Genomic DNA, 18,395 nt, shown 5'->3' on the forward strand with positions numbered 1-18,395 from the left:
ATAAAATGCTACTTCGATACGCTATCGCGAGTGCTCAATAGAACCGTCTGCACTGAGTTAGTACATATCCTTCTAAATGTAACAATTGTTACAGTGATATTATCCCGCGCTTCTCATTATTGTTTTACATACCAATTATTAAGAGGCCTTATGCGCTTAGCTGTTTCCGCATTAGCAGTGTCATCTGCACTCATCCTTCCTGGCGTCCACGCTGAAGATCAACAAGCGACCTTAGATCAACAAGCCAGCTTCGAAAAAATCGAGATCATAGGTTCACGTATCGCACTACGTACCGCCACAGACAGTGTGGCACCGGTGGACATTATCACCGCCGAGCAGCTCGAATCGACGGGGATGACAGAAACGGCTAAGGCACTGCAATTTGCCGCACCCAGCTACAGCTTTCCATTCTCATCGGTAACCGATGGATCAGATGCGGTGCGCCCGGCGAGCCTGCGCGGTCTATCACCGGATCACACCTTGGTCTTGGTCAACGGCAAGCGTCGTCACGGCTCGGCACTGGTCCATCTGAGTGGCACAGTAGGTAAAGGCTCTTCTAACGTCGACCTGAATGCCATTCCGATGACCGCAATCAAGCGTATCGAGATCCTGCGTGACGGCGCGTCGGCGCAATATGGCTCCGATGCGATTGCCGGCGTCATCAACGTGGTGCTAAAAGACAGTGAACAAGGAGGTAGCCTATCCGCACAAGCTGGCCAGACCTACGCCGGTGACGGCGAACAGTGGCGCTTGGGTGCCAACCATGGCATAGCCCTGGGTGACGATGGCTTCGTCAATGTCTCACTCGAAGCACACCATAAAGACAGCACTAACCGCGCTGGGCTAGATCCTCGCCAGCAGTATCCGCAGTTAGCCGATGGCTCAGCGGATCCTCGCGAAGCCACCTTTAATCGCAAGAGCCATCAGGTTGGTGATGCCGAGTACGACAACCTAGGCCTGTTTATCAACGCAGCCAAGGCCATTTCAGACAAGGGCGAGCTATACGCCTTCGGTGGCGTAAGCAAACGCGAAACTAAATCAGGCGCCTTCTACCGCAGAGCCCTGGATAAGCGTAACTTAACCGAAGTTTACCCCGACGGTTTCTTACCCCAGATCAACCCTGAAATTATCGACACCTCGTTGGTGCTTGGTTATGAGTTCACCCTGGGTGAATGGAACATCGATACCTCCGCAGGCCATGGCGAAAACTCATTTAACTACAACATTGTTAACTCATTAAACGCATCTTTGGGCCCCGATAGCCCGACCGAGTTTGATGCAGGCACCTTGTCGACCCGTGAAACCAATGTAAATATCGATGCGTCGCGCTACTTTAACTTTGCAAACGACTCAGAGATCCTCTTTGCCGCGGGTGTGTCATGGCGCAAGAATGGCTACCAAATTGAAGCCGGTGAGAGTGCTTCCTACATCAATGGCGGTTTCGATAATCGCGCCGCCGGCAGCCAGGGCTTCTCGGGCTTTACCCCAGAATCTGAAGTCGATGAGACCCGAGATAACACGGGCGTTTATGTCGAGCTTGAAAACCAGTTAACCGATGACTTTTACTGGGCGGCGGCGCTGCGTTACGAAAATTATTCAGACTTCGGCGACAACACCAGCTGGAAGCTAGCGGGCCGCTATGACTTTACCGACAACCTGGCACTGCGCGGAACCATCAACACAGGCTTTAGAGCACCTAGCGTGCAGCAGCTGTATTTCAGCAACATCTCTACCCTGTTTAACCCAGATCCCGTCACGGGTCAGTTGGTACCGACAGAATCGGGCACCTTCAACACCCTGTCACCGGTGACAAAAGGCTTAGGGATCAATGAGCTCGAGCCAGAGTTATCACAATCTTTCAGTCTAGGTCTGGTCTATCGCAATGATGCGGGCCTGGCACTGACCTTGGACGCCTATCAGATCTCTATCGATGACCGTATCATCTTGTCGAGCTCAGTCACGCCAGATGATTCACCGGCGGTCGCAGAGGCGCTGGCCGGCACCAACGCCGAATCGGCACGCTTCTTCATCAACGCCGTCGATACCCGTACCCGAGGCGTCGATCTGGTAATAAGCCAGGACTTCGATATCGGCGCTTGGGGCGATCTGCGAGCCAACCTGGCCTATGCCTATAACAAAACGGAAATTCAAGACATTCATTTCCCGCAAGTGTTAGACGGCGTAGGTAAAGAGCTCTTCGATCGTATCGAACAAACCCGTATGACCGCGGCCACGCCAAACAACACAGGCAACCTTGGGCTCACCCATAGGCTCGGCGACTTCAAAACCAACATTCGTCTCAGTTACTTTGGCGACTATACTGTGGGTTACTCCTCAGGCGATGTCACTTACAGCGACCAGTGGGTAATGGACATGTCGGTGCAATATGCGGCAACTGATGCGCTAAGCTTCACCGCCGGGGCGCAAAACCTGTTTGATGTCTACCCGGAGAAGCGTCCGGACAGCAATAACTTCAATGGCATCTTCGTCTATCCATTAACCAATACGCCATTTGGCTTTAATGGTGGTTACGTCTTCTTAGAAGCCAAATATACCTACTAACCCCCGTAGGTTCATCACACTAAAACAGGCCATTTATGGCCTGTTTTTTTATTTAGCAACACATAGATGCATGCAAGTGACAGCCTAAGCAACTTGTTCCCATTGGCGCCCTATGTGAGAATCGACTGCAGGCATTTGAGGGAAGAATATGACGCAAGCACCAGATAACTCGACCACGGCTAAGACGGCTCTTGATGACGCGAGTGATGAAATCAAACTCGCCGTAGACCTTATCTATCTTCTGGAGAGTCATGAGATTGAGCCAGATGTGGCGCTGGCGGCTTTAGAGATAGTCAAGCAGGATCTACAGAGAAAACTGAGCAAAGCAATTTGAGCAAGGCTAACAGTTTACGCCTTACATTCAAGGCATCAGGCATTCACATGCGGCTCATTCATTGCTCCAACTCATTGCTCCCTTTCATTGCGCCCATCTATTGCTAAAGAATTAACCATAAAAAAACGCAGCCTAGGCTGCGTTTTTAGTGTTACTCAGGGAGTTGTTTAGAAGATCACTGTCTGCTCGGCAGTGCAGGTAGAAGTACCTTCGTCACAAGCCTTATACACGTAAGTTCCGCCACCCTTAGTGTTGATGGTGTCAGTGTAGGTGCTGCTCGCCGAAGTGGTCGCAAGCTTGCTGCCATCACGGTAAACATCTACGTTTGCACCAGCGGCGCCAGAGAAGGTCAGATCCACTGTCTTAACGCCCTTGTTCTTGTAGCCGTTGGCCGACAGAGTGAAATCACCACCGCCGTTGTTTCCGCCACCATTGTCGCCACCAGCACAGCCGTTAGCCGTCAGGTAAGCATCGGCAGCCGCAGCCTGAACGATACCGTAACCGAAGTACTCATCTTTACCCGGTGCACCGCTGTCCATGGCAGTCGCTTTCAGCGCCGCACGGATCTCGCTACCTGTACACTGGTTGTGGTTAGACCAAACCAACGCCGCAATACCAGATACCGCAGGTGTCGCCATAGAAGTGCCGCTCATGAAACCGTAGTCGGCAGTACCGATATCTACAGTTGCAGTACTCGCCGCAAGCAGCGCCGCACGATCTTCCTGTGCTGTGCCCACAGCTGGGATAGAAGTAGTGTTGGTGTCACCTAGAGTGCCGTACAGCATGCCAGGCTCGTTGTTGATGATGATCGCACCGACACCACCCGAGTTTTCACAGTTAGCGACCTTGTCGTGGAAAGAGATCACGCCGCGGTCGATCACGCAGATGTTACCGTTAGCACCAGCATCGGTCGCTTCGGCAGTGCCCATGTAATAGGTGTTGCCTGAAACTGTGCCTGAATTTTCCATCGCGCTGCTGGCAAATGAAGCGCCGTCTGCACTCAGGTTAGACGCAGTCGCCATGCCTGCTGGGTAAGTTGATAGTGTGTCCACACCACCGGCAGTCACTTCCACACAGATAGTCTCGTCTGAAGTCGCCTTAGGACCACGACCAGAAGTACAAGATGGGAACTGAGAGAAATCTGCGATGTTGTTGTTTGCATCGTTCGCGCCCACCATCATGACCGATGGATAACCCGCTGGGTATGAACGTACGTTGTTACCATCGTTACCCGCAGCGGCGACCACTAGACCGCCTGCATCGACGAAGGCTTGGAAAGCGTTAGATTCGGTAGAGTTAGCTCCGCCGCCACCTAAGCTCATGCTGATGATGTTGGCACCGGCCGCGCTACACAGGTTAGTGGCGTGGGCCAGATCAGATGAGTAACCCCATCCTTCGGCGTTGAATACCTTGATGATGTGCATGTCGACGCCAGGCGCCATACCGATCACACCGACGTTGTTGTCGGCTGCACCGATAGTACCGGCAACGTGAGTACCGTGTGGGCCGCCGTTGACGTTCCAGCTACCTGTACCCGAATCGTTGTCGCCAGTGATCTTGTTCCATTCGAAATCTGGGTTAGACGCGTCCAGACCCGAGTCGATGATACAAACCTTCATGCCGGCTGCGGCGTTGAAAGTCAGCTGGTTAGCCTGTGATTGATACACAGCGTAAGGTGTTACCTGCTGCGTCATTGGGTTACCCGCATCATCGCTAAAGCTCATCAGATGACGACGCTGGTCCGCCTCGACCAATTTAACGTGTGGGTTGTTTAACAGTCCCTTGACCTGGGCCAGATCTTTGCCCGCAAAGGTTGCAGCGATAAAGCCTTCACCATCTACATGGATCTGTGCGCCTAACTGCTTAGCCAGTGCCTTAACGACACCCTTACTGCCATTGTCTACCTGGATGATGTAACGATCATCATCGGCAAATGCCTGAGTTGATAGGCCAACACTTAATGCCATTACCGCACTTGCCAACTTAGTTAACTTCATAGAGGTCTCTCCATTATATTTATTTTGTTAAGAGTCTTTTTATTAGAACTTCCCTGAATAGCAAATGCCGCGGTATATCTCTCTTCAATTGCGACCTGATTTGGCATTTACTACCACACAACAAGGCACAAGCTATCACACCAACTTGATAGCAACAAGGTGTTAACAAAAAATAAACATATGTTGCACGAGCGTACATTTTATTCGGGAGTGGAATTCGCTGGCTGGCTTATCGCTCTGCCAGACAAGAAGCTTTGCAATCATCAGACAAGACGCTTTGCAATACAGATCCCGGCTTGTCGACTGGTAAAAGCACTGTTGCAACGCGCCAAGGCTGGTATACTAGGGCCTCATTTGCCACTATTGACGACATTGACGATGACAGACAACGCCACGCCAGCAAACCAAGCAGTAGACTTCTCGGCCATCAACAAGAGCACGGCCGCCTCCTTTAACGAGCAGAAGAATCTGATCAAGCGGCTATTTAAGGGCAACAGAGTCGATTGCCAAAAATGTAAACAACCACTGCAGCTGATCGTGCCCACCGAGAAGGCGCAGACAGGCCATTACGGCGTGTTTTGTAAGAAGGGTTGTACGGATATCGAGCTGGAAATCGATCTGCTTTAACTTTTGACACCCTAGATCAAGCAACCCATTAAACACCGGCAATGTCTATACAACCGCCATTCCCGGTGACGAGCCTCCCCTTTGAAACTCAGTCAACGCCTCTCTCACCTGCAGGACATGGTCGATGGCCACTACGCCCATATCTGGGATTGCTGCTGCGATCACGGCCTGCTCGGCGCCGCCCTGCTAAAGAAGCAGGTGGCCGGTACCCTGCATTTTGTCGACATCGTGCCTGGCATCATGCAGACCCTGCAGGGCAAACTCGAGCGCTTCTTCCCACTAAATCAAGATGTCACCAGCCCTCAATGGCGGGTGCACTGTATGGATGTGGCCAAGCTGCCGCTGGCGGACTTTCCGAGCGAGACGCCGCAGCTGGTGATCATCGCTGGGGTCGGCGGCGAGCTGACCGGCGAGCTGGTCAGCGCGATTCAAGCCAGCGCCGACGCCTTCGGGCAAAACATAGAGTTTCTCCTCTGCCCCGTGCATCACACCTATCAGCTCAGGGACAGGCTAAGTGCCATGGGGCTCAATCTGATCGATGAGAAACTCATCAGCGAGAACAAGCGCTGCTACGAGCTTTTGCATGTGGCGCGCCGCGGCGAGCGTCCCATCACGGCGATTGGCGACAGCCTCTGGTCAAAGGCGCCGTTTGAGTTACAAATGGCCTACCTAAGGCGCCTTTTGAAGCACTATCATCAGGTGGTCAGAGGCAGCCAGTTAGATCAGAAACCGCTGCTCGAGCGCGCCATCTCAGACTATCAGGCGCAGCTGGACCTGCTTAGCGCCTAGCCTGTTGTCTTTGGCATCCTTTTTCATCTTCAAGTGAGTCACTTATGCGCATGCTGAAATCCACTATCCATCCCGACCTTAATGCCGCCACGCCAGAGGAGGTAGAAGGACAGGGCTTCATCCGCCGCGCGGCGCGCGCCATAGTACTTAGGGGCAGCCAAATTTTGATGCTCTACACGGCGCGCTATCACGACTACAGTATTCCCGGTGGCGGCGTGGATGAGGGCGAAGATATTCGCCAGGCGCTGCTGAGGGAACTGGAAGAGGAAACCGGCGCCCACACCATCGAGATACTGAGCGAGTTCGGCCGCTACCAGGAGTTTCGCCCATGGTATAAACCCGGATTCGACTTTGTGCAGATGGAGTCTTACTGCTTCGTCTGCGAAATTGGTGAGGAGCTGGGCGATACTAAGCTGGAGAGCCATGAGCTACAAAACGGCATGCACCCGGTCTGGATAGAGATTCATGAGGCTATTGCCCACAATGAACACACCATGGCCCATAGCGAGAAGAAGGGATTATCTATCGAGCGCGAGACCTATCTGCTAAGGCTGATCCGCGATGAGCTACTCACCAGATGAACTGCTCACGAATTAAAATCATCTCAAGATAAACCACCAATAAACCCACAAAAAAGAGCGCCGCAGCGCTCTTTTTAATACCTATTGCTAGGAATTAACGGCTGTACTCGCAGGCGATCTGCGCCGCCAGCTTGGCATTGTTAAACACCAGCTGGATGTTGGCCGCCAGGCTGCTGCCCTCTGTCTTCTCGGCGACCTTGGCCAGCAGGAAAGGCGTCGAGGCCTTACCAGAGATCCCCTTGGTATCCATCTCGGCCACCGCATCTTTAATCACCTGATCGATCATTGCCTTATCCAGGGCATACTCGGCCGGGATAGGATTAGCCACAACCACACCGCCCTTGAGGCCCATCTGCCACTTAGCCGTCATGGCATCGGCCACCTGCTTAGGAGTGTCCAGACGATAGTCGACGCCGAAGTCGCTCTCACGGGTGTAGAATGCAGGTAGCGTCTCGGTTTCATAACCGACGACTGGCACGCCTTGGGTCTCTAGGTATTCCAGGGTCAGGCCGATATCCAGAATCGACTTGGCACCGGCGCAGACCACGGCCACATCGGTATTGGCCAGCTCCTGCAGGTCGGCAGAGATATCGAAGGTCTGCTGGGCACCGCGATGCACGCCGCCGATACCGCCGGTGGCGAACACCTTGATGCCTGCCATCGCTGCCAAGATCATGGTCGAGGCTACCGTGGTGGCACCATCGGCCTGCTTAGCCACGATAAAGGGAATGTCGCGGCGGCTGGTCTTGATCACCGCCTGACCCGCCTTACCCAGATACTCGATCTCATCGTGAGTCATGCCCACCTTGAGGCGTCCCTTGAGGATGGCGATGGTCGCAGGAACCGCGCCGTTATCACGGATGATCTGCTCCACCTTGAGGGCGGTCTCGACGTTTTGCGGGTAAGGCATACCGTGAGAGATGATGGTCGACTCCAGTGCCACCACGGGACGACCGGCTTCCAATGCCGCTTTCACTTCTGGGTTGATATCTAGGTACTGCGCTAACATAGAGACTCCTTGATAACTCGGTTAACTGATATTTCAGACATATTTGGGTTGATCGTTGCCAGATCCGACAGGGCGACTACCGCCGCCGCCATGGCAAACTCGGTCGACTGACGGGTCGACCAGCCTTGAATAAATCCGTGGGCCAGGCCCGCCAGGAAGGCATCGCCGGCGCCATTGGCATTGACCATCTCCACCGGAATGGCCGGAATATGGGCCTGCTCCTCACCATCGCTGTAGAAGACACCGTCGATCCCCAGGCTCAGGAAGACGCGCTTAACCCCCTGCTCGTGGAACCAGTTCGCCAGCACTGGCAGCTCACCATAGTTGGCGATGGAGATCCCCGACAGCTGCTCGGCCTCTTTAAGGTTCGGCTTGAGGGTGTGGACGGCGCTGAGATAGGGTTTGATCTTCTCCGCCTTCGCACAGGAGACGGTATCGACAAACAACGGAATATCGGCGAAGTTACTGAGCAGATAGGCCAAGGCGGCCTCGGACAGGTTGGCATCGATAATCGCCAGGCTGGCGCGCTTGAGCATCTCCTGCTGACTCTTGAGCTGCTCGACCCCGAGACGCTCCAGAATCGCCATGTCGTTGATCGCCACATGCATGTCGCTGTCGCCGTCGAGCACTGAGAGGTAGGTGGAGGTCACGCCATCGCTCAGCTGCAAACTGGGCTTCATGTCGATGCCGGCGCGCTGACAGTGCTCGACGATCTGCTGACCATAGGCATCTTTGCCCACGGCGGTCATCAGGCGGGTATCCGACCCCAAGCGGGCCAGGTTCTCGGCGATGTTACGCCCCACCCCACCTGGGCTGCAGCTGACGCTCCCCGGATTGGAATCCCCCACCCGCAGGCTAGACGCCGGACGACCGAGAATATCCATGTTGGCGCCGCCGATCACCATGGCGTACTTGGCCTCGGCCAGGATATAGCCCTTGCCACGAATCACCCCCTTGTTGGTGAGATTCATGATATGCCCCGCCACGGCGGAGCGACTGATCCCTAAACGGTCGGCCAGCTCCTGCTGGGGGATCAAAGGGTCTTGCTTGAGTAGTGCTAAGATTTCTAATTCACGTTCCGTCATTTAGGCGATCTCACTAAGCAATAGGTAGTGTGTGCATGGGTACTGTCTGGCTATGCAAAGCTATAGCAAGCAAATAGCAAGAAACAAACAAATGTTTGCATACCAAACTTTTGTTTTACATTAATCGATCTCGCCAGCGAGCGCAAGGTAAACAAAATCGGAATCAAGTAGTTATGTGAGGAGTGCCACACAGGTCGACAACCTCTTTCCCACTCAGGCAGGCACTTTGGTGTCAGCAAGCACTAACTTTCGAGCATAAAAAAAGCGCCAAATAGGCGCTCATTAATTGACGGACGGCAGCTGAAACTAGGGCTAAATAGCTTAAGCTGCTTAACGCTTGTGATACTTAGTGATCAGGCGATCCAACTGATTGCCGAAGGCCTGTTTCTCGCTCTGGCCTATGGCCGCCGGGCCGCCAGTCTGCACGCCGCTGGCACGCATGGTGTCCATGAAGTCGCGCATGTTGAGAATAGACTTGATGTTATGCTCGGTATACAGCTCGCCCCTAGGGTTTAGCGCCAGGGCGCCCTTGTCGATCACCTCCGAGGCCAGTGGAATATCGGCGGTGATCACCAGATCGCCAGGCGCCGCGCGCCGTACTATCTCATTGTCGGCCACGTCAAACCCAGAGGAGACTGTCACCAGCTGAATAAAACGCGATGGCGGGATCCGCATGGCGTGGTTGGCCACTAAGGTCACGGCAATCTCGGCGCGATCGGCGGCGCGAAACAGTATCTCTTTAATCACGCCTGGGCAGGCATCGGCATCGACCCAAATTTTCATCTCTTCTTCCTGTCATCACAGTCAATCATGGCTGCGAGCACTATAGCATAGCTATCGCGCTTAATAACGAGTGACCTTATCCCTTAGCAAGCGGCATTAACGCTCCGGGGATCTCTTATGGTAATTTATTCAATACATTGATTTTAAGTAGATAGATTATGACCACATCTGCCACCAAGGAAGCGCTTTTCAGCCCGGGCTGTCTCGAATTTCTCGCCAAGTTGGCCAGCAACAACGAGCGTGACTGGTTCAAGGCCCACCAGGCCGAGTATGAGGCCAAGGTACGCACCCCGGCGCTCAACTTTATCGGCGCCATGGCGCCCCATATCCAGCAGCTCTCGCCGCGCCTCACGGCAGTGCCTAAGAAGATCGGCGGCAGCCTGATGCGCCCCCAGCGCGATGCCCGTTTCAGCAGCGATAAGACTCCCTACAAGGTCAACGTGGGCATTCAGTTTCGCCATTTTCAGGGCAAAGATGTGCACGCTCCGGGGCTCTACCTGCATATCGCCAACGACGGCTGCTTTCTCGGCGCCGGGATCTGGCACCCAGACAGCAAGGCGCTGAGCCAGATCCGCAGCTGCATCGACGATAACCCCAACGCCTACAAACAGGCGCTCAAGCAACTCAGCGCCGCCGGATTTGCCATGGAGGGCGACAGCCTGCAGCGTCCGCCCAAGGGCTATGACAAGCATCACCCCATGTTAGACGAGCTCAAGCGTAAGGACTTTATCGCCATCAAGCCGCTCGACACTCAGCAGCTGTTTGCCAAAGATTTCGACACCTGGTGCGCCGAACAGTTTAACCAGGTCAACAAACTCATGGGCTACCTCTGTTTCGCCCTGGATCTTGATTATTAAAAAGGATTTTTGATGTTTAATCGTAAAACCAACAAGACTTTCGGCCCACGCATAAGCGGACTCGGCCGTCTGAAATTTATCGCACTGCTTGTGGTGGTACTGCCCCTTGCGGGCGGCCTCTCTGGCTGCACCAACCCCAACACCCCGGCGGGGGAAGAGGGTTATGTGTTTGAGAAGCCACGCATCTTCGGCGCAGGTGGTTATCGCGGCACCCTCATAGGCCCCAGCAACTATGGGGTCTCCCTGTGGCGCAACGAGGTGATCAACATCGACATGCGCCCCAACACCTACACGGAAAACTTTAAGATCCTCGCCAAGGACGATCTCAACATCAGCTTCAACTTCCACGCGGTGATCGCCATCAAGTCGGGCACGGTGAAAGAGGTGGTGGAAAAATATGGCGCCGAGAACTGGTACGTGCGTTTCGTCCGCGAGACCTTCCGCACCTATGTGCGCGACGAGGTGCAACGCTATGACAGCGTGGCGCTGAAAGAAAACCGCTCTGAGATCGCCCAGGCGGTATCGGTCAAACTCAAGGACTACCTCAAGACATCACCTTTTCAGCTCAACAATGTGATCGTAGGTAACATCAACTACCCCGAAATAGTCGCCATCGCGGTCGAGAAGAAGCTCGCTGCCCAACAGCTGTTGTCGGAAAAAGAGACCCAGAAGGAGATCGCCCAGAAAGATGCGGAGGTCCGCATCGAAGAGGCCAAGGGGATCGCCCAGGCACAGAAGATCATCAACGAGACCCTGACGCCCAACTATCTACAGCACGAGGCGATTAACGCCCAGCTGAAGATGGCGGACTCGCCGAATCACACGACCGTATACATTCCGGTCGGCACCAACGGCATCCCTCTGATCAAGGGCGCCAAATAGCAGTAACGGAACTCAAAAAGCCTGTCGTCCTTTAGGCGACAGGCACTAGAAGCGTTAGAGATAAAGCATTAGTAAGGCCTTGATTCGAGTGCCTTAAACAAACTAGTTAGCGAGCAACTTTAGCTAACCACTCACAGCTAGCGATTTAAGATAACCCATAAGCACCTCACGGGCCTGGGCGATACGCGCCTGCTGCCTCGCCTTGCCCAGCACACGTATTCCCTGCATCTGCATCACCAGAAAGCTTGCCAGCTGCGTACATTGGACACCTGCCGACAACTCACCGCGTTGCTGCGCCCCTTGCAGCACCCGCTCGAAGGTCTGATGCAGCTCGTCAAACAGGCGAGTACAGATCCCCTGCACCACCTCATCGCTTAGGTATTTTTCCAGTACGGCATTTTGCAAGAAACAGCCGAAGGGCTGGTTAGACTGCCTGGCGATAAACTCCTCCAGATAGGTCACCAACTCATCTAAACCTGCCGTTTCGGCAAACAGGGGCGTGAGATTGGGCATGGCATGGTTATCGAAGTAGTAGCCCAGCGCCTCACGATACAGGCTCAGCTTGTCACCAAAGCTGTTATACAGACTAAAGCGGTTAATCTTAAGGTGATCCACCAGATCCGCTACCGAGGTATCGGCATAGCCTTTCTGCCAAAACAGCTCCATGGCTGCTATCAGCTTCTCCTGCCTATCAAAATTACAACTTCTCGCCATAGATGATTTTGCTCTGCTGTAGTCACATGTGTTCGCAACAAGTTTCTTGACCGAACGTTCAGTTATGAATTAGATTCTATTCTAAACGAGCGTTCAGTTAAAGCGAAAACCTTCAACTGCGGCCACCACAACAACTTCCACAAGAGTCAGAGAGGGATAGATGAAACTCTACGAATTAGCCATGACCCCCAGCGCCAGACGCGTCAATATCTTCCTTAAGGAACTTGGTCTAAACGAACAAGAGATAGGTCTTGAGCGTGAGAGCCTCAACCTGCGCGCCGGTGACAATTTGAGTGATGAGTTTAAGGCCATCAGCGTCAACGGCCGCATCCCGGTACTCGAGCTCGACGACGGCCAGACCCTATGTGAATCTGTGGCCATCTGCCGCTATTTCGATGAAATCACTGCGCCAGCACACTCGCTGTTTGGCAATACGCCGCTGGAGAAGGCCCAGGTTGAGATGTGGCAGCGGATCTGCGAACTGCAAGGCCTATTCGTCGCCTTCCAAGCCTTTAGAAACATCACCAAGGTGTATGAAGACAGAGAGCGCTGCGTCGAGGCCTGGGGCCAAGAGTCCCGCCAGCGCGTGATAGAGTTTCTGCCCACACTAGAGAAACAACTCGGCCAGCAGCCTTTTGTGGCCGGTCAGAAGTTCTCCATCGCCGACATCACCGCCTACGTAATGATGAGCTTCATCAAACACCTGGAGATCACCCCAAGCGACGACCAGCCCCACCTCACCGCCTGGCTCAACAAGATGGAACAACGCCCCGCCATCATAGACGTCAACGGCTAAATTTGAGATAGAAGAATCTAAGGTGGCGAGTTCAAATGCTGAAGCTCGCCTGCCAAATGGCCAAGGACAAAAATAGTGAAGGTTAGGAATACTAGCTCAACGTCACCAGCTTCGGCCGAGTAAAACAAAATCCAGCAAACAACGGAAGCAGTGCTGGCTCGGTTAGATTTACTTGTTCCTGCGTTTACCGGCGCTTTTTCGCCATTTATTAAAATACAAATATGCAATAGCAAAAAAAACTATTCCAATTAAGACTCTTTCCCCCATTGAATCAACGGTTGTTCCTTGTCCTGTCCGCGAAGCTAGTAATCCAAAAAATGAGACTAAAACACCTAGCACTATATACATTAGTGCATAACCTAGAGGCTCCCTTCGCTTCCTTGACTTCTGAGCACGTTCTTCTTTTATTTTCTTACGATATTTATCAGTATTAACCTGTGCTCGCCGCTTAACCGGATCATTAAGAATCAGCTCTATTTCTTTTACGCGATCAGGCCATCTATCCCGATCAATGTGCCTATATGCGTCTTCTAATTCCTCGACGCTATACTTTGTGTAATCAATTTTATCCATATTTGACTAGTAACGCTTCACGTAGTGGGAACAGAATTCCCGGCTAAAATTTACGAGGCACGATCATGAAATACGCCTGCAGTGTCTTTTTATACATATTTTTAATTTTTAACATCCCATGGATTTGTATTAACGTTGTCATAGCGGAAATAGTCTGAACCATTTGGAAAACTATAATGCGCACGATACGCTATATCTAGTACCCATTTAGCAATCTTTTCAGCCTGATTTTTTGATAAATTAAAATTGTTTATATAGAAGTATGAGAGTGATTTCTCTGCGACCGGATATGATTTGATGATTTCTGCATAAACCTTTTTATATGAAGAACCAGTTTTAGACCATGCTGCTAAAGCCATATTAACTTCTTCCGTTGAGTTATAGGTATCGGAGTCAGAAAGAGCCCATGGTCTGAGAGCTGCATTTGCCCATACATCCTGAACATGGTTTCTTAGGCGAGCAGTTGGTTGTAACGTACCTTCATCATTTCCTGGCCCCATTGTTTCATCCAAAAGATGGGCGAAGTATTGAACTGGGTTTGGTAATAATGACTGAGAGAGTTTGACGTCCGGACGAAATTTGATTGTGCAGGATTGGTCGAATGCTTCAGAAGAATTTATATATATAGCCCATGGTGCTAGAAAATCATAAGGCTGGCCAACAGACATGAACCATTTTCTTTTTGTTTGCTTTGAAAGAAAGATAAGTGGCGGTCTCCAAACATCTCCAATTAGTGCTGTGTATTTGGAGTGACCATAGCTTTCTTGTAAATCTTGCAGAAACTCATTTTTCTGGGCTTTCGAGTCAATTAAAAAAAGTGAATACATATCTCCACGCCAGCCAAAACTAGTTTCTTTTACTGCAATACGTACACCACCCGTAATATTCTTTTCCCAGTAAACACTGCGTATAGATTCTTCTCCAAATTGAGGAACTTTTTCAAACTGGTCTTGATCTGCTTCTAATGCGGCGCCACCAGAAATATCAAGTGCTGATGAACCTAAAATTAAATTACTATTTAGATTTTCAGGAATGTCGAGTGGGGCATATAGTTGTGTTGATTTTGAGTTAAACATGGATCTGGCGAGTGTTAAAGCATCTGAACATTCTTGACTAGATACATTGCCGGATATTGTAGGAAAAGTTTCCGCAATGGCATTAGAAACGATAAGTGATAGCATTGAAGCAAATATGTGAATCTTAATCCTTGAGCGCACGTGATATATCCTTTGTTTTAATAAAAAGCACGATCATGCAGTTTGCAAATATGTATAACGCGCGCTCTGCGGCAAATTTGGAGCGCAGCGGAAAATTTGTCCGACAGCAGCACCTTGTTAACCCTTACACAGATCGACCATGCCACGGAGCAAAACTGACGAATTCACTTTTACCCGGCTTTATTTCAATCAAGCCAATCTCCGACATAAACTTAATCCACTCAAACATTTGCAGACCTATATCATTCAACCGAACACCACACTCGTATGCAAAATACTCGTAAGCGGCATTAACGCCAGACATGACATCTCCGTTTGACAACACTACATCAGGAACTTCCTCATCATCCCACCAGTCTTCAGCATCTTGATCTACAAAAAACTCTATATAAGGATATGCATCCTCTAGTTGACCAATACTCATCATGTACTGCCAGTGCTCCCTAAGGATCACCCTTTCAGTTTCACTTTCTTCATAAATATAGAGCTGGCTTCTAGTCTTACTTTGCCAATCCCAAAACTCTAACTTATGACATACTGCTCTGCTCTCGGCTGTTGCCAAGTGCCAAATTAGGTCGTAATCTCGATAGCAGACATCTACATGCTCGTTTTCGTCCCCAAGAGCTTTCTTCCATTCTTTGATGTCATTTTCTTGCAAAATAAGACGAAATGCCTGCGAATCTAGCTTGCTGCTCGTGGGAACATTAATTGTTGCAGTCTCTTGGCTTAGCGTAAGAATTTCTCTGCCCCAAGTGTTTTTTACGTACTCAGATATATTAAGAATTAAGAACTCTTCCGCTGACTCAATAAATAAAACAAGATAAGTCGGCATTGGTTGTAGAAACCAATAACGAAGGTGGTTAACTGATAAAGATATTTTTACTTCTTTGCTTTTCTCGTACTCTCCTAATGAAATGGTTTTTGCCATTTTACCTTTCATTTGAAACCACACGAGCGCGCTAGTCAGTTGCTCCTTCCCAGAAGAAAGTTTACGCGTAAGGTGCATCCCAATATCTCGAGCACCTCGATCATGTTCATAATTAATAAACTCTCCATACTCAGAAGCGAATGCTCTGAATTTCTCCATATACTTTCTTTCAAAGGAGTCAGTCTCTCCAACTACGATCACGTTTGTCTCCTTTTGGGGTTAACAACTTATTAGTGAGACCTTGCAAGGTACGCTACCTTGTAAGGTAGGAAACCAAGCATGTAAATAAGTGGGGACAGAGTAATCTTCTAAAGGAGGTGATTGGCGCATGTGGTTGGCTTTTTCATTCCCTGAATGGCGTAGTCGATGTTTGATTCGAGTTAGCCTAGCTCTGTCCTTGATTGGTGATACTTTAATCTATCTAGTCAGGGCTATACAACATGCCCGCTCACATTTAATCAAAGAATTCTCTCTAGAAATTAGTAAATTGAATCTATCCATTCTCAGTGACGGTAAATCGAAGAAGCGTTAGATACCAAGTGTAAGCACACTTTTGGCTCTCGGCGGCATGGACGCCGCCGTGAAGCCTCCAGGGATGACTCTCTTTGACAAAAAGTCGGCGTGCCAAAAGAGTGCTTGCACAACCACCGCCGGGCAGGCGATAGATTGCCATTAAGGTACGACCTTCGAATCCCTCACAAATACAAATGTGGCCAAATGCTGCCTCCAAATCGAAAACAATCGACGATGAATCGAAGAGACGTTAGATACTCGGTGTAGATACGCCGGTGAGCTTCCGAAACAGGGCCGAAAATGTTCCCGACATTTTTCGGCATTCCCTCCATCCTTGGAGGTCAGATGGCGCACAGCGTGTCACAGCAGTATCTGCACATAAGGTCGCTCATTTACATCCATGTGATCGCGACATTGGTACATCCATTTACAGCCCCCGCCGGGCAGGCGATAAATATCCATGAAGGTACGACCTTCAACGCCCCTTCAAACAACAATCCCGGTAATCGCAACAACAGAAACAAAAGGGCAAGAGTCCCCTTATGACTCTCCTTCCAACCACTCGCTAATCACCTCATTGGCGGCGCGAAACGCCTCAACTCCAGCTGGCATGCCGCAGTAGACGGTAGAATGCAGCAGCACCTCCTGGATTTCCTCGACGGTGCAGCCGTTACGCAGCGCGCCGCGCACATGGCCCTTGAGTTCGGTGGAGGCCTTGAGTGCGGCCAGGGTCGCTATGGTGATCAGGCTGCGGGTGCGTCTGTCGAGTCCCTCTCTAGCCCACACCTCGCCCCAGGCGTTACGGGTCACCAGCTCCTGCAGGGGCTGGGTAAAATCGCTGGCCGACGACAGCGCCCTGTCGACAAAACTATCGCCCATCACCTCGCGCCTGATGGCTAACCCTTGATCATACTTGGCCTTATCCATAGAGACTCCTTCTACGTCATGATTATAAACACTCGTTTAAAGTGCTTGTAAAACCGCCAAAGGTCAACCCCATTCCTGAGCCATCAGCCAGAGCTAAGAAGCATCAGCCATCCACCATAATCATGAACCTGAACTAAAAGGCATGAACCATCAATCATAACCATGAACCTGAAACATGAGTCATGAGGCTAAAACTGCAGCGCGGATTAAAGCGAAGGCTAAAACAAGCAAAAGAAACGAGATTAAGACTGCAAGGTTAAGACAGATTAGGGTTCACCTGAGTGAACACGAATCGCAACAGACGGCGAAGAGTTAGCTGTTGGCAATAAAGGCCAACAGGCTTGGGATAAAGGCTTCACCCTCGCTAAGGCCGCGACGATAGACGGCTTCGACCTTACTCACGTCACGCTCCAGACGCGACAACCCCAGCGGCGTGGCGGGCTGCAGCACCAGGGCACTGCCATCGGCCTGGGCCTTGGCCAAATCATCCAGCGCCTGATTGTAGATTTGGTGACGGGCGAGCAAGGCGCTAGCCACCTTGGGATAGCGGCGATAGAGACGTTTCGCCAGCCATTTGGCCTTGAAGGCCGATTTACGATAGTCCTGCTCTTGGGTCAGAATCACTACCTGGCGCTTAAAGCCATCTTCACGGGCCTGTGCCAGGGGGATCGGTGCCCCTATGCCGCCATCGAGATAGGGCGTGCCGTCGATGAAGGTAGGTTTTGAGATAAACGGCAGGCTACTCGAAGCAATAAGCACCTCAAGAAAGGTGTCGTGATCGGCAAAGTCTGCCATGCCGAAGAAGTCGGTATCGCCGGTCAGGCAGTTAAAGGCGCCCACCTTGAACTCGGCCTCGCTGCTGGCAAAAGCGTCGAAATCATAGGGCACCAGCTCATGAGCCATGCGGCGGTAGGTAAAGTCGGTGTTGACATAGTTACCGGTGCGCAGCAGGTGCTTGAGCCCCATGTAGCGCTTATCGGCAAGAAAATTCTGTTGAATGGTGAGATTACGTCCCATCTGACGCGACAGATAGGAGGCGGGATAGATGGCGCCGGCGGAGACGCCCACCAGATACTGGAAATGGATCCCCGCCCTTAAGAAGGCATCGAGCACGCCCGCGGTATAGATGGCGCGCAGACCACCGCCTTCGAGTACCAAGGCGCAGTTATCCACCTTGAACTCGGCCGCTGCTGACGTTTCAGAGCCTGGCAAGGGTGAATC

18 protein-coding genes are annotated in these 18,395 nt (G+C 51.5%); 8 read left to right on the forward strand and 10 right to left on the reverse strand.

Annotated features, from left to right (window positions below):
- Positions 1–150 precede the first annotated feature (150 nt).
- On the forward strand, positions 151–2,562 hold the full coding sequence (locus K0H80_RS13865; protein WP_220071959.1) for a TonB-dependent receptor plug domain-containing protein: 2,412 nt from the start codon (positions 151–153) through the stop codon (positions 2,560–2,562).
- Between the two features lie 148 nt (positions 2,563–2,710).
- Positions 2,711–2,896, forward strand: a complete 186-nt coding sequence (gene rsmS / locus K0H80_RS13870) for a pleiotropic regulatory protein RsmS (RefSeq protein ID WP_220071960.1) — start codon at positions 2,711–2,713, stop codon at positions 2,894–2,896.
- A 167-nt stretch (positions 2,897–3,063) separates the two neighbouring features.
- Here rsmS and K0H80_RS13875 read toward each other — a convergent pair whose 3' ends face one another.
- Positions 3,064–4,893, reverse strand: a complete 1,830-nt coding sequence (locus K0H80_RS13875; RefSeq protein ID WP_220071961.1) for a S8 family serine peptidase — start codon at positions 4,891–4,893, stop codon at positions 3,064–3,066.
- A gap of 378 nt (positions 4,894–5,271) precedes the next feature.
- Between K0H80_RS13875 and K0H80_RS13880 the strand changes: the two genes are divergently transcribed.
- The 3 genes from K0H80_RS13880 to K0H80_RS13890 all read left to right on the forward strand — a co-directional run bounded on the left by K0H80_RS13880 (position 5,272) and on the right by K0H80_RS13890 (position 6,890).
- Entirely contained in the window at positions 5,272–5,520 is a 249-nt protein-coding gene (locus tag K0H80_RS13880) for a hypothetical protein (RefSeq protein WP_041406678.1), read from the forward strand.
- An 81-nt stretch (positions 5,521–5,601) separates the two neighbouring features.
- A complete protein-coding gene (locus K0H80_RS13885) occupies positions 5,602–6,309 on the forward strand; it encodes a tRNA (adenine(22)-N(1))-methyltransferase (protein WP_220071962.1) in 708 nt (235 codons plus the stop codon).
- 44 nt (positions 6,310–6,353) lie between these two features.
- A complete protein-coding gene (locus K0H80_RS13890) occupies positions 6,354–6,890 on the forward strand; it encodes an NUDIX domain-containing protein (RefSeq protein WP_220071963.1) in 537 nt (178 codons plus the stop codon).
- A gap of 94 nt (positions 6,891–6,984) precedes the next feature.
- Here the strand turns inward: K0H80_RS13890 and K0H80_RS13895 are convergent, their stop codons facing one another.
- The 3 genes from K0H80_RS13895 to K0H80_RS13905 form a co-directional block, all read right to left on the reverse strand.
- Entirely contained in the window at positions 6,985–7,899 is a 915-nt protein-coding gene (locus K0H80_RS13895) for a pseudouridine-5'-phosphate glycosidase (protein WP_220043003.1), read from the reverse strand.
- Positions 7,893–8,984 carry a PfkB family carbohydrate kinase gene (locus K0H80_RS13900; RefSeq protein WP_144200194.1) on the reverse strand — a complete coding sequence of 364 codons (1,092 nt, stop codon included), beginning with the start codon at positions 8,982–8,984 and terminating at the stop codon, positions 7,893–7,895. The genes K0H80_RS13895 and K0H80_RS13900 overlap by 7 nt, the downstream gene beginning before the upstream one ends.
- Before the next feature lie 330 nt (positions 8,985–9,314).
- Positions 9,315–9,767 (reverse strand): YaiI/YqxD family protein, encoded by a 453-nt coding sequence (locus K0H80_RS13905; protein WP_220060241.1) that lies wholly within the window; start codon positions 9,765–9,767, stop codon positions 9,315–9,317.
- A gap of 158 nt (positions 9,768–9,925) precedes the next feature.
- On the opposite strand from K0H80_RS13905, the gene K0H80_RS13910 reads away from it, so the two are divergent.
- Positions 9,926–10,624, forward strand: coding sequence for a DUF2461 domain-containing protein (locus K0H80_RS13910; RefSeq protein WP_220071964.1), 699 nt, complete (start codon positions 9,926–9,928; stop codon positions 10,622–10,624).
- Between the two features lie 12 nt (positions 10,625–10,636).
- On the forward strand, positions 10,637–11,506 hold the full coding sequence (locus K0H80_RS13915; protein WP_258406103.1) for an SPFH domain-containing protein: 870 nt from the start codon (positions 10,637–10,639) through the stop codon (positions 11,504–11,506).
- A gap of 123 nt (positions 11,507–11,629) precedes the next feature.
- Here the strand turns inward: K0H80_RS13915 and K0H80_RS13920 are convergent, their stop codons facing one another.
- A complete protein-coding gene (locus K0H80_RS13920) occupies positions 11,630–12,220 on the reverse strand; it encodes a TetR/AcrR family transcriptional regulator (protein ID WP_220071965.1) in 591 nt (196 codons plus the stop codon).
- A 160-nt stretch (positions 12,221–12,380) separates the two neighbouring features.
- Between K0H80_RS13920 and K0H80_RS13925 the strand changes: the two genes are divergently transcribed.
- Positions 12,381–13,016, forward strand: a complete 636-nt coding sequence (locus K0H80_RS13925; protein WP_220071966.1) for a glutathione S-transferase — start codon at positions 12,381–12,383, stop codon at positions 13,014–13,016.
- Positions 13,017–13,184: 168 nt separating this feature from the next.
- Here K0H80_RS13925 and K0H80_RS13930 read toward each other — a convergent pair whose 3' ends face one another.
- The 5 genes from K0H80_RS13930 to K0H80_RS13950 form a co-directional block, all read right to left on the reverse strand.
- The gene (locus K0H80_RS13930) at positions 13,185–13,589 is read right to left on the reverse strand and encodes a DUF3169 family protein (protein ID WP_220071967.1); all 405 of its coding nucleotides are present in this window, start codon (positions 13,587–13,589) and stop codon (positions 13,185–13,187) included.
- A 101-nt stretch (positions 13,590–13,690) separates the two neighbouring features.
- Positions 13,691–14,806 (reverse strand): hypothetical protein, encoded by a 1,116-nt coding sequence (locus K0H80_RS13935; protein WP_220071968.1) that lies wholly within the window; start codon positions 14,804–14,806, stop codon positions 13,691–13,693.
- Between the two features lie 124 nt (positions 14,807–14,930).
- Positions 14,931–15,935: a DUF4365 domain-containing protein gene (locus K0H80_RS13940; RefSeq protein WP_220071969.1), complete on the reverse strand. Its 1,005-nt coding sequence runs from the start codon at positions 15,933–15,935 to the stop codon at positions 14,931–14,933.
- A gap of 852 nt (positions 15,936–16,787) precedes the next feature.
- Positions 16,788–17,174 (reverse strand): 4-carboxymuconolactone decarboxylase, encoded by a 387-nt coding sequence (pcaC, locus tag K0H80_RS13945; RefSeq protein ID WP_220071970.1) that lies wholly within the window; start codon positions 17,172–17,174, stop codon positions 16,788–16,790.
- 312 nt (positions 17,175–17,486) lie between these two features.
- The gene (locus tag K0H80_RS13950) at positions 17,487–18,347 is read right to left on the reverse strand and encodes a patatin-like phospholipase family protein (protein WP_220073997.1); all 861 of its coding nucleotides are present in this window, start codon (positions 18,345–18,347) and stop codon (positions 17,487–17,489) included.
- Positions 18,348–18,395 lie beyond the last annotated feature (48 nt).

Source organism: Shewanella aegiceratis (genome assembly GCF_019457495.1).
In the GTDB taxonomy this organism is placed as follows: Bacteria; Pseudomonadota; Gammaproteobacteria; order Enterobacterales; family Shewanellaceae; genus Shewanella; species Shewanella loihica.

What these genes read in the sequence shown, in the direction of transcription:
- K0H80_RS13865 (WP_220071959.1), top strand. Translation starts at nt 151, where the DNA reads ATGCGCTTAGCTGTTTCCGCATTAGCAGTGTCATCTGCACTCATCCTT.
- rsmS (WP_220071960.1), top strand. Translation starts at nt 2,711, where the DNA reads ATGACGCAAGCACCAGATAACTCGACCACGGCTAAGACGGCTCTTGAT.
- K0H80_RS13875 (WP_220071961.1), bottom strand. Translation starts at nt 4,893, where the DNA reads ATGAAGTTAACTAAGTTGGCAAGTGCGGTAATGGCATTAAGTGTTGGC.
- K0H80_RS13880 (WP_041406678.1), top strand. Translation starts at nt 5,272, where the DNA reads ATGACAGACAACGCCACGCCAGCAAACCAAGCAGTAGACTTCTCGGCC.
- K0H80_RS13890 (WP_220071963.1), top strand. Translation starts at nt 6,354, where the DNA reads ATGCGCATGCTGAAATCCACTATCCATCCCGACCTTAATGCCGCCACG.
- K0H80_RS13895 (WP_220043003.1), bottom strand. Translation starts at nt 7,899, where the DNA reads ATGTTAGCGCAGTACCTAGATATCAACCCAGAAGTGAAAGCGGCATTG.
- K0H80_RS13900 (WP_144200194.1), bottom strand. Translation starts at nt 8,984, where the DNA reads ATGACGGAACGTGAATTAGAAATCTTAGCACTACTCAAGCAAGACCCT.
- K0H80_RS13905 (WP_220060241.1), bottom strand. Translation starts at nt 9,767, where the DNA reads ATGAAAATTTGGGTCGATGCCGATGCCTGCCCAGGCGTGATTAAAGAG.
- K0H80_RS13910 (WP_220071964.1), top strand. Translation starts at nt 9,926, where the DNA reads ATGACCACATCTGCCACCAAGGAAGCGCTTTTCAGCCCGGGCTGTCTC.
- K0H80_RS13915 (WP_258406103.1), top strand. Translation starts at nt 10,637, where the DNA reads ATGTTTAATCGTAAAACCAACAAGACTTTCGGCCCACGCATAAGCGGA.
- K0H80_RS13920 (WP_220071965.1), bottom strand. Translation starts at nt 12,220, where the DNA reads ATGGCGAGAAGTTGTAATTTTGATAGGCAGGAGAAGCTGATAGCAGCC.
- K0H80_RS13925 (WP_220071966.1), top strand. Translation starts at nt 12,381, where the DNA reads ATGAAACTCTACGAATTAGCCATGACCCCCAGCGCCAGACGCGTCAAT.
- K0H80_RS13930 (WP_220071967.1), bottom strand. Translation starts at nt 13,589, where the DNA reads ATGGATAAAATTGATTACACAAAGTATAGCGTCGAGGAATTAGAAGAC.
- pcaC (WP_220071970.1), bottom strand. Translation starts at nt 17,174, where the DNA reads ATGGATAAGGCCAAGTATGATCAAGGGTTAGCCATCAGGCGCGAGGTG.